Here is a 13,858-nt window from a genome sequence, read left to right as displayed (position 1 = left end):
GACCGGACTCAATCGTGGCCGGGCGTATGCTTGCGCGGGCGTTTCCAGTTTTCAATGGTGACTTGCTTGCCGCGAGTCAAGGTCAGCGCATCGGCCGGTGCAGTCTTGGTGATCGTCGAGCCGGCGCCAATCGTCGCGCCCCGCTCGACGGCCACGGGGGCCACCAACTGACAATCCGAGCCGATGAAGGCGTCGTCGCCGATCGTGGTCAGATGCTTGTTGGCCCCATCGTAGTTGCAGGTGATCACGCCCGCACCGATATTGACGTTGTCGCCGACGTGGGCATCCCCGACATAGCTCAGGTGATTGATCTTGCTGCCCTTGCCCAGCCGGATCTTCTTGGTTTCGACGAAATTCCCGATCTTGGCGCGATCGCCGAGTCGGGTGTCCGGCCGCAGCCGGGCGAACGGGCCGATCTGGCAGCGATCGCCGATCTCGGCGTGCTCGATGACGGTATGCGACAGCACCTGGGTCTGATCACCGATCGTACAGTTGCGCAGCACGCAGTGCGGGCCGATGCTCACACCATCGCCGAGTACGACCTCACCTTCGATCACAGCGTTGACGTCGATGATGCAATCCCGGCCGACACGCAGCGACCCACGCAGATCGAAACGATCGGGGTCGCGCAGAGTCAGACCCTGAGCCATCAGGGCCTCGGCCTGGCGCTTCTGCAGCTGTCGCTCGGCCACGGCCAGATCGCGTTTGTCGTTGATGCCCTGTGTCTCGGCGACGCTGCCCGCCTGGCCTGCGACGATCGAGATCCCGTCGCCGGCCGCCATGGCGATACAGTCGGTTAGATAGTACTCGCCCTGCGTATTTTCATTGGTCAGCCGCGACAGCCAGTCGCGAAGATGCCCGGCCTGGGCACACAGAAGGCCGGTGTTCACCTCGCGGATATACCGCTCGTCGGCGCTTGTGTCCTTCTCCTCGACGATGCCGACCACACGGTTGTCATCGTCGCGCTTGATACGCCCGTAGCCGCTGGGATCGTCGAGCACGACGGTCAACAGCGCCAGGGCGCTCTGGCCCGCGGCTTCGACCAGATGCGACAACGTGCCGGCCCGGATCAAAGGCACGTCGCCGTACAGCACCAGGACCTGGGCCCCGTCCGGCACATCGCCGATTGCCTGATCGACCGCGTGACCGGTACCCAGCTGCTGCTCCTGGAAGACCCAGTTCACATCCAGATAACCCAGAGCCGACTGCACCTGCTCGGCACCGTGACCATAGACGACGTGGATCGCTTCCGGATCCAACGCCTGCGCAGCTTCCACGACATGCTTGAGCAACGGTCGGTCGCCCAACGGTTGGAGCACCTTGGGCAGGGCGGAATGCATGCGCTTTCCCTTGCCCGCGGCGAGCACGACAATATGTAGACCCATGTTAGATGCTACCCGAGAACTGTAGGGCGACTATACAGACCCGGCCGGCGCTTGCGTAGACGCCTGCTCCAGGCGCACCTGCCAGGCCGCGGGCGCCTGTGTCCATACCGCTTCGTGGAGCCAGCGCATGCGTGCCGGATCGGCCAGCAAGGTCTTCTGTTCACCGGTGGTCAGCGACTGCGCGCCTTCAGCCAGCGCCCGGTCCGTCAGACTCTGGCGATAGTCGACGAGCTCGTCTGCAAACCGACGCGGCCGGCCCTGCAGGCCGATATGCAAGGCGTTGATCACCGGATCGACGACCGCATCGGCGAAGTCCGCCTCGGGACCAGCTGCCGCTTCCAGTTCCACCACGCGGGCCAGCTCCGCCGGCGGGTGCCGCTCTTCGGGAATCAGCTGCAGATCGTGGCGGCGCATCCAGACACCGAGATCGACTCGCGAGGTCAGCACGGTGACCGCCGGCGCAAGCAGCAACGGCACGAGGATGGGCGCCAGCCACGGCGCAAAACCGGGCGTGTACCAGACAAGCAGTCCGCCCCAAACCACGGCCAAAATCATACCGGGCAGATGAAAGCGGAGCGCACGCAACCAGGCAACCTGTACATCGGCCCGCTGCTGACTGTCCCACTTGACCTGCATGCCGAGCAGGGTCGTGAAAACGAAGCGGGTATGGGCAAGCATGCGGATGGGGGCGAGCAGCGACGTCAAGAAGATCTCGATGAGCGTGGAACCGACCAGACTGCCCACGCCGCCGAACTCCGCCTGACGCCCGCGCCAGATGATCATGGCCATCCCCAGAATCTTGGGAAGAAACAGCACCACGAGAGTGGCTACGAACAGGCTCACTGCCCATATCGGCTGCCAGACCGGCCACTGCGGAAACAGCGCACCGGCGACCGGGAAATAGTCGGGCGTGCGCAGCGCCTCCAGTATCGCCTCGCCGCTGGACAACAGCAGGAAGATGAACCAGATCGCCGCAGAGGTATAGGCCATCACCCCGTTGGCGAACAGGGCCCGGTGAGCCGGCGCCAGATTGTCCGAAAACAGCAGCCGGATATGCTGGATATTGCCCTGACACCAGCGCCGGTCGCGGCCGAGTTCGTCGAGCAGCGTGGGTGGGACTTCCTCATAGCTGCCCGCGAGGTCGTAGGCGATATATACACCCCACCCCGCGCGCCGCATCAACGCCGCCTCGACGAAATCGTGCGACAGGATCTCGCCGGACAGCGCGCCGCGGCCCGGCAGACGCGGGAGTGCGCAGTGCGCCATGAACGGGGCGATACGAATGATCGCGTTATGCCCCCAGTAGTGGGCGTTATCTAGGTGCCAGAAATGCAGCCCCGCCGCAAACATACGGCCGTAGACCCGGGTGGCGAACTGCTGCACGCGAGCGAGCATGCTGTCACGGTTGACCGCGGTCGGCGGCGTCTGAATCAATCCGGCACTGGGGTTGGCCTGCATGCGGTCGACCATCGCGGTCAGCGTCTTGCCGACCATGATCGAGTCGGCATCGAGCACGATCATGTAGCGGTAATGGCCGCCCCAACGGCGACAGAAATCGGCCAGATTGCCGCTCTTGCGCTTGACCCGCGCTCGCCGGCGTCGATAGAAGAAACGGCCGAACGCACCCAGCGCATCGCAGGTATCGGCCCATGCCTTCTGCTCGGCGACGACGGTATCCGGCTTGACTGAATCGCTGAGCACGAAGAAATCGAACTCGGCCAGACGTCCGGTCGCCTCCAGGGATTCGTAGATCGCCCTCAGCCCCGCGAACGTGCGGGACACGTCCTCTTCATAGATGGGCATGACGATGGCGGTACGCGCGCCGTCATCGGCGGCCGGATTCTGCTCGCCGCGGACCAGGTAGCGATCGCCGCGCGAGAGCACGAAGAACCCCGACAGCGCGGTCCAGAATCCCACCAGAATCCAGGCAAACAGCATGAACGCGGCGCCCAGGATGAATGTTTCCAGCAGCGTGGCGCCGCGGTGCGGCAATACCGTGCCCATATAGGCTGTCGCGCCGGCCGCGGGAATGGCCACCATGGTCGCCAGCAGACATTGCCGCCAGCGCACCACCGCCTTGAGCCGGCTCGGCACCGCCTTGGGCAGGGCGCGTCCTCCGCGGCGCAGCCAGGGCACCAGCGGCGACAACACACGCCAGGGCCTTCGATCGATATCGGCCGGCGACATCGGCCAGCGATTCAGACGCGGCATGGACGCACCGCGCAGCGCGCCGCTGGGCTGGTCGCTACCGTGCAGCCCGGGGTAGGCGGCCTGCACCCGCGCCACCAGCGCCTGCTCGTCGTCCTGTCCGCTGGCCAACTCGTCGGCGAGCGCGCCGAACGCGTGTGTCATGTCCGTAGGCTGGGTCGCGATCACGCTCGCGTACAGACTCTGACGACGCTCTGGCGTGAGCGGCAGACGCTTCAGGTAGGCGCTGAGTGTCCGCACGATGGCATCGTCGGGTCGGCTGTGATCTGGACTCACGGGGCGAGCGCGTATGTCCAGGTTTCGGTCAACGCCCCGCCCTTGCTATCGGCCAGATAGGCACGCAGTTCCAGCGGCGAATCCAGCGACGCGGTCGGCACGAGGAAGGTCAGGCGCCAGCCGCCGGTATGCGGGTTGCGCACCGCCTGAATGTTGTTGATGGTCGCATCGCGCATGGCGTTGACACGCGGCTGAACCGAATTGGCATCGACTAGATTGCCCAGCTCACCACCGGTGAACTCGATGGCCACACGGATCGAATCACGCGGCTGGCCCGGCACCACGGCCGCACGGCCAATACGCGAGGCAACCGCATGGCCCAGCGAATCCGGTGCGGCCTGGTCGGCGCTCCAGCGGATATCGTAGCCGTAGTGCAAACGCTGTCCGGCCGTGACCGGCTCCTTGGGCACCCAGTACAACGCGATGTTGTCGTTCACCTCGCTGTCCGAAGGAATCTGGACCAACTCCAGATGGCCCTCACCCCAGTCGCCGGCGGGCGTGATCCATGCATTCGGCCTTTTTTCGTATTCGTAGTCCAGATCCTGGTAGTGATCGAAATTACGATCGCGCTGCAGCAACCCGAACCCACGCACGTTGTTGGCCGAGAATTGGTTCATCCACAGTTTCTGCGGGTTGACCAAGGGCCGCCAGACCCATTCGCCGTTGGCCGACGAGATCAGCATACCGTCTGAATCATGTGCTTCAGGGCGGTAGTCGTCGAGCCGGGTCAGACTGTTTTCGCCCCAGGTGAACATGCTCGTCAGCGGTGCTACGCCCAGCTTGTCGATGCCCTTGCGGGTGAACAGGGTCATTTCGACATGGGTGACCGTGGCCGAACCGGGGGTGATCATGAATCGATAGGCACCCGATACGCTGGGCGAATCCAGCAGCGCATAGGCCGTGATGTCGTCGCCGTCCTTGGCCGGCTCGACCAGCCAGAACTCGACGAAGGAGGGAAACTCTTCGCCCTTGTCGCTGCCGGTATTGATCGCCAGGCCACGCGCCGACAGGCCGTAATGCTCGTCGGCACCCAGGCCGCGGAAATACGACGCCCCCAGGAACGACACCACTTCGTCCAGCTTGCCCGGTTTGTCGAGCTCATGCAGGAGTTTGAAGCCCGCATAGCCAAGATCATCCGGCACACGGTTTTTCAAGTCGTCGTTGGGGTAGGTGTAGCGATTCTTGTCGAAGGCGAACGGGGTGACACCGTTGGCGTTGACTAGATTCATCTTCACCGCATGGGTGTAGTAGGAGCCCGGGTGATAGAACATGGCCTCGAAGCCAAGCCCGGCATCGTGCCACAGCGCCTGATCGGCTCTGTACTGAATCTGGTCCAGCTGGGCGAAATCGAAATCCTGGAGGAATTTCGGAATTTGCGCGGGCGGCGTGTAACCCTTGGCGGCAAGCGCCTTGGCTTTTTCGACGACCTGGTCGTAGCCGAACGCCTGAGCCGGGCGCTCGTCGGGTGCTTGTGCGTTGTCCCGCGCACCGGCGCTCGCGTCGGCGCCGCCCTTGGCGTCCGCCGACGCGGCCGGATCGCTCCTGGGGGCCGACGTATCGGCCGCATCCGCGGCAAATGCGGGAACGAGCGGCGTGGCGAGCATCGCGCACACGACAAGCCCTCGAAGCAGGCCCAATGGGCAGTGCCTTTCCATTAATGACTCCAAATTACCCGGGCCCCATCGGTGCAGGTCATGGACAGTGCGACACGCGAACGAGTTCCGCCTGTCGTGCTACCAATTTAACAAATCCGCAGCAAAGCGGGCGAAAATAAACTTTGTGCACTCAATAACGGGGCTGCCACGGCAAACGAAGGCTTGATGCCATCGAGCGCAGACTCGGCATGATCGCCGATGTACTCTGAGTGAAATTGAGCGTCATCTGCAGGTCGCTGTCGCGCCCCTGTACCGGACTCCAACCCGCCGACAGATAGTCGACGTTCAGATCGATACTGTCGCTGAGCCGGGACAGCCCGAGGCTCAGACCGGTGCGCGTGCCCAAACCCAGATCGTCATACCGGCTTCCCCCCAGCGAGAAGCTTGGCGTGATCTCCGTATACAAACCGGCGATATTGAGTCCGCGGCTGGCCGACATCTGCCACATGCCACCTTGGACCGGCAACGCCAGCGGCGCGTCGAGCCCGGCGTCGTACCAGCCCAGCGTGTTGTTCACCCGCCAGGCGCGCCAGCGGGCTGTCTGTGCGCCGAGTTCGAGCGCCATCGGGGCCCGGCGCCCGGCGTCCGCCGCGACTGCCGGAGCCCCCAGCTGTGCGCTCACACGCCAGGGGGTTCCGACGTCGGTCAGGCGTGGGGCGCGCGAAAGCACAAACGTCTGCGCCAGCGCCGGATCGGCGCGCAGCTCGGTCGCCTGATGGAAACGCACATCGTGGGCCAGCCGCCAGTCGGCACCCAGGTCGTAGCTGCTCTCCAGCTCCATGCCGCGATCGCCGGCCGTCACGTTGCTGCCGAGCGCGTCGAACGACGGATCGGCCTGGTAGTAGCCGAGGTTTAGTGAAGCCGGCCCGAACTCCTGACTGACGCCGATACGTGCGGCACGCCCGCCCAACGCTGTGGCCTGGCTATCGCCGCTGTTGCTGACCTGGGCGATTTCGGTCGTCAGATCGGGCAGAAACCAGCGGCTGCCCAGGTCTAGACGATTTTCGGCCCGTACCAGCGTCTGGCCACCGCCCAGGCCATCGCCACGGCCCTCGGTCTGCAGCGCCGACACGTGCACCAGCGGCGCGTCGCTGGCGCCCGACCGCCATTCCAGACCACTGGTTAGATATTGCCGCTCGCGGGTACTGAGCGCATCCACGCCCACGAACGCATCGGCCTCGCCCAGACCCTGGGCGATATCGCTGAGATCGATGGAACGCTGATCGCCATGCACCGTCCGGCTGAACGACGATGACATGAACGGGGAGATCGACTTGGTCGGGCCCGCATATGCGCACACGGTAGCGCCGGACCACAGCGCAGCAACGAGAAGAAGTCGGATCGGCAAGCGTACGGCACGCATGGGAGCCACCGGGTTCGGCGAAGCGGATATCGCACCGCAACAATCTAAGCGAAGCCAGCACAAACCGCAAGTTACGGCATAAAGCTAAACTTGACGCTAAGTTCCTCGGATGTGTGCGCGAGTACCGGCCCCTGCCACGCGCAAAGCGGCGCGAGCGTGGCCGGTCGCCGATCAGTGGCCGCTACGCAGCTTCTTGACCATATTCAGACGCGCTGCCGCTTCGGCCAGCTCCGCCTGGGCCCGGGCCATATCCACCCGGTCCTCGGCGTTGGACATTGCCTCCTCGGCGCGCTGCTTGGCCTTCTCGGCAGCCGCCTCGTCGATATCGGCGGCGCGCTCGGCGGTGTCGGCCATGACCGTCACCAGATGGGGCTGGACCTCGAGAATCCCGCCCGAAACGAAGAAGGTCTCCTCGTCCTTGCCGTCCTGCTGGATCCGCACCTGCCCCGGACGAATCCGCGTCAACAGCGGGGCGTGGCGCGGGGCAATGCCGACTTCGCCCATTTCCGCTGCGACAAACACCATGGAAGCCGAGCCGGAGTAGATCTGGCCTTCGGCACTGACGACGTCGACGTGTAGTTTCATATCGCTGCTCTATGGTGTGCGGCCGTCTGTGCGACGGCCAACCCGGAACTGCCCGGCCAAGACGCCGACCTCAGGCCGCCTTCTTGCCCAGATCCTCGCCTTTCTTCACGGCCTCGTCGATGGTGCCGACCATGTAGAACGCCTGTTCAGGCAGGTGATCGTACTCGCCGTCGACAATACCGCGGAAGCCGCGGATCGTCTCGGCCAGCGGTACATATTTACCCGGCGAACCGGTGAATACCTCGGCCACGAAGAACGGCTGCGACAGGAAGCGTTCGATCTTGCGAGCGCGCGATACCGACAGCTTGTCCTCTTCGGAGAGCTCGTCCATGCCCAGAATGGCGATGATGTCCTTGAGCTCGCGATACCGCTGCAGTGTCTGCTGAACGTCACGTGCACATTGGTAGTGGTCGTTGCCAATGACGTTCGGATCCAGCTGACGCGACGTCGAGTCGAGCGGATCCACCGCCGGGTAGATACCGCGCTCGGCGATACCACGTGCCAGCACCACGGTCGCGTCCAGATGGGCGAACGTGGTAGCCGGCGAGGGGTCGGTCAGATCGTCCGCCGGCACGTAGACAGCCTGCACGGAGGTGATCGACCCGGTCTTGGTGGAGGTGATGCGCTCCTGCAACAGCCCCATTTCCTCGGCCAGCGTCGGCTGATAGCCCACCGCAGACGGCATGCGGCCCAGCAGCGCCGAGACTTCGGTACCGGCCAGCGTATAACGGTAGATGTTGTCGACAAACAGCAGCACGTCGCGCCCTTCGTCACGGAAGAACTCGGCCATCGTCAGGCCGGTCAGGGCCACGCGCAGACGGTTGCCCGGCGGCTCGTTCATCTGGCCGTAGACCAGCGCCACCTTGTCGATGACGTTCGACTCCTTCATCTCGTAGTAGAAGTCGTTGCCCTCACGCGTGCGCTCGCCGACACCGGCGAACACGGAGTAGCCCGAGTGCTCGGCCGCGATGTTGCGGATAAGCTCCATCATGTTGACGGTCTTGCCCACGCCGGCGCCGCCGAACAGGCCGACCTTGCCGCCCTTGGCGAACGGGCAAAGCAGGTCGATGACCTTGATGCCCGTCTCGAGCAACTCCTGACCGCCGGCCTGATCTTCGAACGAAGGGGCGGCACGGTGGATCGGCGCGCTCTCCTCGGCGCCGATCTCACCCTGGTTGTCGATGGGCCGGCCGAGCACATCCATGATACGACCAAGCGTCTTCTGACCCACCGGGACCGAAATCGCAGCACCCGTGTTCTCCACGGTGCCGCCGCGGGTCAAGCCCTCGGTGACGCCCATGGCAATACAACGCACGACGCCGTCGCCGATCTGTTGCTCGACTTCCAGCACCAGATCCTTTTCCTTGAGAATCAGCGCGTCGTGAATCTTGGGCAACGAATCACGATCGAACTCCACGTCCACGACGGGGCCGATGATCTGTACGATTTTACCGCTACTCATATCCGATTCCTCACCAGGGCGATCCGCGACCGCCGGACTGTCTGTTTCGATTGACTAGAAATACGATCCGCGCGTTACGAGACCGCTTCGGCACCGGCCACGATCTCGCCCAGCTCCTGGGTAATCGCTGCCTGACGCGCCTTGTTGTATTGCAGCTGCAGGTCGTCGATGATCTCACCGGCGTTGTCGGAGGCCGACTTCATCGCGACCATCCGCGCGGCCATTTCGCAGGCCACGTTCTCGACCACGCCCTGATAGACCTGCGCCTCGATATAACGCACAAGGATGTCTTCGAGCAGGTCACCGGCATCCGGTTCGTAGATGTAATCCCAGTAGTCGGGCAGCTCGTTGTCCTCGCTAGCCTGAACCGGCAGCAACTGCTGGACCTCGGGCTTCTGAGTCATCGTGTTCACGAACTGGTTGGACATCAGGTAGACGCGGTCGGCCTGGGCCTCCCGATAGTCGTCCAGCATGACCTTGATCGTGCCGATGAGATCCTCGAGATGGGGTGTATCCCCCAGATCGTGCACCTCGGCCTTGAGATCCTTGAAGCGGCGGAAGAAGCTGGCCGCCTTTCGGCCGACCACGACCATCTCGACCGGCACGTTCTGTTTTTCCCAGTGCCGCAGCTCACCCATCACCTTGCGGAACAGGTTGATGTTCAGACCGCCGCACAGCCCGCGGTCGGTCGAGATGACGATCATGCCCACGCGCTCGACTTCGCGCTCGACCATGAACGGATGTTCGAAATCCGGATTGGCCTGCGACAGATGTCCGATCGTGCGACGAATCTTCTCGGCATAGGGGCGTGCCGCCTCGACGCGCTCCTGTGCCTTGCGCATCTTCGACGCGGCCACCATTTCCATGGCCTTGGTGATCTTCTGCGTATTTTCTACGCTTTTGATCTTGCCTTTGACTTCCTTTGCGCCGGCCATCAGTGGACTCCAGTACGTGAGTTCGGAAACCGCGGCAACTGCCGCGCTGCGCTCGGGAGGGGGCCGGGTCGATCATCGACGGCGACCACCTCTCGGCGGACATGGCTTACCAGGTATGGGTTTCCTTGAATTCCTTCATCGCGGTATGCAGCTCCGACTGGATCTCGTCGCTGTAATCGCCGGTTTCGTTGATCTTGTCGACCAGCGCCTTCTGCTCGGATTCCATGTACTGATGCAGCGACGCTTCGAAATCGACGACCTTCTCGGCCTCGACGTCGTCCAGATAGCCTTTCTCGGCCGCGAACAAAGACGATGCCATCAGCGCCACCGACAACGGGGCGTACTGTTTCTGAATCATCAGCTGGGTGACACGCTCACCGTGCTCGAGCTGCTTGCGGGTCGCCTCGTCAAGATCGGAGGCGAACTGGGCGAACGCGGCCAGCTCACGATACTGGGCCAGTGCCAGACGCACACCGCCACCGAGCTTCTTGATGATCTTGGTCTGAGCCGAGCCGCCCACACGCGATACCGACAGACCGGCATTCACGGCCGGTCGTGTACCGGCGTTGAACATGTCGGTTTCCAGATAGATCTGGCCGTCGGTGATCGAGATCACGTTGGTTGGCACGAACGCGGACACGTCGCCGGCCTGTGTTTCGATGATCGGCAGCGCCGTCAGCGAACCGGTCTGGCCGGTGACCTTGCCGTCGGTCAGCTTCTCGACATAATCGGCGTTGATACGCGACGCGCGCTCGAGCAACCGGGAGTGGAGATAGAACACGTCGCCCGGATAGGCTTCACGGCCCGGCGGACGGCGCAACAGCAGGGAAATCTGGCGATAGGCCACCGCCTGCTTGGACAGATCGTCATAGACGATCAGCGCGTCTTCGCCCTTGTCGCGGAAGAACTCGCCCATCGAGCAGCCGGCATACGGCGCGATGTACTGCAGCGCCGGCGAGATCGCGGCACCGGCGGCCACGACGATGGTGTGATCCATCGCGCCCTGCTCTTCGAGCTTGCGCACGACGTTGGCGATCGAGCTGTTCTTCTGCCCGATGGCCACGTAGATGCATTTGATGCCGGTGTTCTTCTGATTGATGATCGCGTCGATCGCGATCGCGGTCTTGCCGATCTGGCGATCGCCGATGATCAGCTCACGCTGGCCACGACCGATGGGGATCATGGCGTCGATGGATTTCAGGCCGGTCTGTACCGGCTCGTCGACCGACTGACGCTCGATCACGCCCGGCGCGACCTTTTCGATCGGCGATGTCTGGGTGGCGCCCAGCTCGCCCTTGCCATCGATCGGGTTGCCCAGCGGATCGACCACGCGGCCGAGCAGCTCGTCGCCGACCGGCACCTCCAGGATACGACCGGTCGTCTTGACCTCGCAGCCCTCGGAGATATGCGTGTACTCGCCCATGAGCACCGCACCCACTGAATCCCGCTCGAGGTTGAGCGCGATACCGAAGGTGCCGCCCGGGAACTCGAGCATCTCGCCCTGCATGGCGTTGGCCAGACCGTGGATTTTGGCAATCCCGTCCGCCAGGCTCACCAGCGTGCCGACGTTGCGCGACTCGGTCACGGATTCGAAGTTATCGATCCGTTTCTTGATCAGGTCTGAGATTTCCGACGGATTGAGTTGCATTGACCTTTTTCCTCTATATCCATATCGCCGCGGCGATCTGCCGCCGGCGGTTGCTCGCCGATTAGCCGGGCTAGTGCGCGAGCGTGGTGCGCATGCGCTCGAGCTGGGCGCGCAGCGACCCATCGATCACCAGATCGCCGGCACGGATCACCGCGCCACCGATCACGTTTTCATCCTGCTCGAAGCTCAGACGCACCGTGCGCGACAGACGCTTCTCCAACGACTTGGCCAGTGCGGCCTGCTGCTCGTCGCTGAACGCGACCGCCGAGGTGACGCGCACATCGACGCGGCTCTCCGCTTCGGCCTTGCGCTGCTCGAACAATGCGGCGATGGACGGCGCCAGCCGTAGCCGGTCGTTCTCGATCAGCAGACGCACGAGATTCCGGGCGCCTTCGTTCAGGTCCTCGGCACCGACGCCGATGACGGCCTCTGCCAGCACCGTATCGCCGACGCCCGGGTTATCCATCAAGGCCGCCACGTCCTCGTTGTCGACGATCGCCGACAGCGCGGCCAGCGAGGTCGACCAGGCGTCGAGCTCACCCTTGGCCTCGGCCAGCTCGAACACCGCATCGGCGTACGGCCGGGCCAGCGTCTGCATCTCGGCCATGGCTAGCGAATCTCCGCGACGAGGTCGTCGATGATGTCGTTATGCGCCTTGGCATCGATCTCGCGCTTGAGTATGCGCTCGGCGCCGGCCACGGCCAGCGTACCGACCTCGCGGCGCAGATCTTCCTTGGCCGATGCCACGGCCTGGTCGATCTCCTCGCGGGCGGCGGTAACGATGCGATCGCCCTCGGCGCGCGCCTCGTCACGGGCCCGATCGAGGGTTTCGTTGGCCTGACGCTGGGCGTTGCTCAGGATTTCCTGGGCCTGCTCGCGCGCCTTGCCCACCATCTCCTCGGCCTTGGCCGTGGCTTCGTTGAGCTCGCGCACGCCGCGCTCGGCCGCTGCGAGGCCTTCGCTGATCCGCTTCTGGCGCTCGCGCATGGCCGTCATGATCGGCGGCCAAACGAACTTCATCGTGAACCAGACAAAGACCGCGAAGACGATCATCTGGGCCAGCAATGTGGCATTGATGCTCATGGGTTACCCCTGGCTTTACGTAACTCGACTCTAAGCGACCGGGCAGAATGCGCCGGTCGTTAGCCGCCTGCCGACTGGACCGCCGCCACGAAGGGGTTGGCGAACGTCAGGAACAGGGCGATACCCACGCCGATCATCGAGACCGCGTCAAGCAGACCGGCGATAAGGAACATGCGGCCGGTGAGCATCGGGGCCATTTCCGGCTGGCGGGCCAGACCTTCGAGAAACTTGCCGCCCAGCAGGCCAAAGCCAAGCGCGGTGCCGATGGCGCCGAAACCGATCAGGATTGCAACAGCAAGGGCGGTCATGCCCTGGACGTCGGCAATTGCTTGTTCCATTTTCTACTCTCCGTTTACGAGTCAGTGGGGTCAGTGGTCAGTTAGTGGTGCTCTTGGGCCATGCTCAGATAGACGATCGTCAGCATGCCGAAGATATATGCCTGCAGCGTGATCACCAGAATATGGAAGATCGCCCAGCCGACGCCGAGCAGGATCTGCAGTATGAACATGGGCACGGCGAGCAGGCTCGCGCCCGCGCCGAGCGTGAACACGGCGATCAGGATGAAGATCAGCTCACCGGCATACAGGTTGCCGAACAGTCGCAGCGACAGCGAAACCGGCTTGGCGACGGTCTCGACCACGAACAACGCGAAGTTGAACGGCGCCAGCCACGGCCCGAACGGGTGCGTAAGCATTTCCTTGAGAAAGCCCAGGCCACCCTTGATCTTTATGCTGTAGAAGATCATTAGCGCAAACACCGACAGCGACAGGCCGAAGGTGATGTTCAGATCGGTCGAGGGCACGACCTTGAGGTATTCGATGCCGCTGGCATGGGCGGCGACCGGCAGGGCGTCGACCGGGATCAGGTCCATGAAGTTCATCAGGAACACCCAGACGAAGATCGTCAGCGCCAGCGGCGCGATGAGCTTCGACTGACCATGGAAGATATCGCGCACCTGGGTGTCGGTGAAATCGACCACCATTTCCACGAAATTCTGCAGCCCGCCCGGCTCCGTCGCGGTCGCCTTCTTGGCCGCCAGACGGAAAAAGAACAGGAAGAACACGCCGAGCAAGATCGCAAAGAACAGGCTGTCGACGTTGAGCACCCAGAAACCACTGGCGTGTCCGTCGAACTGCATGCTGCCCAGATCGAACTTCAGGTTCGTCAGGTGATGCTGGATGTATTGGGTGGCGGTGCTGCTGCCGCCCTCTTCGGCACTGGCCATGCGATTTATCCTCGATCCAAGCCTATGTCGAAC

General features: G+C 63.5%; 12 protein-coding genes. All 12 read right to left on the bottom strand.

Annotated elements, in window-relative coordinates:
• Positions 1 to 8: 8 nt before the first annotated feature.
• Positions 9 to 1,385 carry a bifunctional UDP-N-acetylglucosamine diphosphorylase/glucosamine-1-phosphate N-acetyltransferase GlmU gene (gene glmU, locus T31B1_RS03260; RefSeq protein WP_353248025.1) on the bottom strand — a complete coding sequence of 459 codons (1,377 nt, stop codon included), beginning with the start codon at positions 1,383 to 1,385 and terminating at the stop codon, positions 9 to 11.
• 30 nt (positions 1,386 to 1,415) lie between these two features.
• Positions 1,416 to 3,869, bottom strand: coding sequence for a glucans biosynthesis glucosyltransferase MdoH (gene mdoH, locus T31B1_RS03255; RefSeq protein ID WP_353248024.1), 2,454 nt, complete (start codon positions 3,867 to 3,869; stop codon positions 1,416 to 1,418).
• Positions 3,866 to 5,524: an OpgD/OpgG family glucan biosynthesis protein gene (locus tag T31B1_RS03250; RefSeq protein WP_353248023.1), complete on the bottom strand. Its 1,659-nt coding sequence runs from the start codon at positions 5,522 to 5,524 to the stop codon at positions 3,866 to 3,868. Before T31B1_RS03250 ends, mdoH begins: the two co-directional genes overlap by 4 nt.
• A 130-nt stretch (positions 5,525 to 5,654) precedes the next feature.
• Positions 5,655 to 6,782 carry a hypothetical protein gene (locus T31B1_RS03245; RefSeq protein WP_353248022.1) on the bottom strand — a complete coding sequence of 376 codons (1,128 nt, stop codon included), beginning with the start codon at positions 6,780 to 6,782 and terminating at the stop codon, positions 5,655 to 5,657.
• Between the two features lie 276 nt (positions 6,783 to 7,058).
• Positions 7,059 to 7,472: a F0F1 ATP synthase subunit epsilon gene (locus T31B1_RS03240; protein WP_353248021.1), complete on the bottom strand. Its 414-nt coding sequence runs from the start codon at positions 7,470 to 7,472 to the stop codon at positions 7,059 to 7,061.
• Positions 7,473 to 7,542: 70 nt separating this feature from the next.
• Positions 7,543 to 8,934, bottom strand: a complete 1,392-nt coding sequence (gene atpD / locus T31B1_RS03235) for a F0F1 ATP synthase subunit beta (protein ID WP_353248020.1) — start codon at positions 8,932 to 8,934, stop codon at positions 7,543 to 7,545.
• Positions 8,935 to 9,008: 74 nt separating this feature from the next.
• Positions 9,009 to 9,869 (bottom strand): F0F1 ATP synthase subunit gamma, encoded by an 861-nt coding sequence (gene atpG / locus T31B1_RS03230; protein WP_353248019.1) that lies wholly within the window; start codon positions 9,867 to 9,869, stop codon positions 9,009 to 9,011.
• 106 nt (positions 9,870 to 9,975) lie between these two features.
• Positions 9,976 to 11,517: a F0F1 ATP synthase subunit alpha gene (gene atpA, locus T31B1_RS03225; protein ID WP_353248018.1), complete on the bottom strand. Its 1,542-nt coding sequence runs from the start codon at positions 11,515 to 11,517 to the stop codon at positions 9,976 to 9,978.
• Between the two features lie 70 nt (positions 11,518 to 11,587).
• Positions 11,588 to 12,124 carry a F0F1 ATP synthase subunit delta gene (locus T31B1_RS03220; RefSeq protein ID WP_353248017.1) on the bottom strand — a complete coding sequence of 179 codons (537 nt, stop codon included), beginning with the start codon at positions 12,122 to 12,124 and terminating at the stop codon, positions 11,588 to 11,590.
• Positions 12,125 to 12,126: 2 nt separating this feature from the next.
• Complete coding sequence (locus T31B1_RS03215; RefSeq protein WP_353248016.1) at positions 12,127 to 12,600, bottom strand: F0F1 ATP synthase subunit B; 474 nt, start codon at positions 12,598 to 12,600, stop codon at positions 12,127 to 12,129.
• A gap of 59 nt (positions 12,601 to 12,659) precedes the next feature.
• Positions 12,660 to 12,938, bottom strand: a complete 279-nt coding sequence (atpE, locus tag T31B1_RS03210) for a F0F1 ATP synthase subunit C (RefSeq protein WP_353248015.1) — start codon at positions 12,936 to 12,938, stop codon at positions 12,660 to 12,662.
• 41 nt (positions 12,939 to 12,979) lie between these two features.
• A complete protein-coding gene (gene atpB, locus T31B1_RS03205; protein ID WP_353248014.1) occupies positions 12,980 to 13,825 on the bottom strand; it encodes a F0F1 ATP synthase subunit A in 846 nt (281 codons plus the stop codon).
• Positions 13,826 to 13,858: the final 33 nt, after the last annotated feature.

The sequence above is a fragment of the Salinisphaera sp. T31B1 genome, assembly GCF_040361275.1.
GTDB lineage: Bacteria > Pseudomonadota > Gammaproteobacteria > Nevskiales > Salinisphaeraceae > Salinisphaera.
This window is presented reverse-complemented; position numbering and strand designations above follow the sequence as displayed.

Excerpts from the sequence above, each read along its gene's own strand:
- T31B1_RS03240 (WP_353248021.1), bottom strand. The coding sequence starts at position 7,472 with ATGAAACTACACGTCGACGTCGTCAGTGCCGAAGGCCAGATCTACTCC.
- T31B1_RS03215 (WP_353248016.1), bottom strand. The coding sequence starts at position 12,600 with ATGAGCATCAATGCCACATTGCTGGCCCAGATGATCGTCTTCGCGGTC.
- T31B1_RS03250 (WP_353248023.1), bottom strand. The coding sequence starts at position 5,524 with ATGGAAAGGCACTGCCCATTGGGCCTGCTTCGAGGGCTTGTCGTGTGC.
- atpD (WP_353248020.1), bottom strand. The coding sequence starts at position 8,934 with ATGAGTAGCGGTAAAATCGTACAGATCATCGGCCCCGTCGTGGACGTG.
- T31B1_RS03245 (WP_353248022.1), bottom strand. The coding sequence starts at position 6,782 with ATGTCATCGTCGTTCAGCCGGACGGTGCATGGCGATCAGCGTTCCATC.
- atpE (WP_353248015.1), bottom strand. The coding sequence starts at position 12,938 with ATGGAACAAGCAATTGCCGACGTCCAGGGCATGACCGCCCTTGCTGTT.
- atpA (WP_353248018.1), bottom strand. The coding sequence starts at position 11,517 with ATGCAACTCAATCCGTCGGAAATCTCAGACCTGATCAAGAAACGGATC.
- atpB (WP_353248014.1), bottom strand. The coding sequence starts at position 13,825 with ATGGCCAGTGCCGAAGAGGGCGGCAGCAGCACCGCCACCCAATACATC.
- atpG (WP_353248019.1), bottom strand. The coding sequence starts at position 9,869 with ATGGCCGGCGCAAAGGAAGTCAAAGGCAAGATCAAAAGCGTAGAAAAT.
- T31B1_RS03220 (WP_353248017.1), bottom strand. The coding sequence starts at position 12,124 with ATGGCCGAGATGCAGACGCTGGCCCGGCCGTACGCCGATGCGGTGTTC.
- glmU (WP_353248025.1), bottom strand. The coding sequence starts at position 1,385 with ATGGGTCTACATATTGTCGTGCTCGCCGCGGGCAAGGGAAAGCGCATG.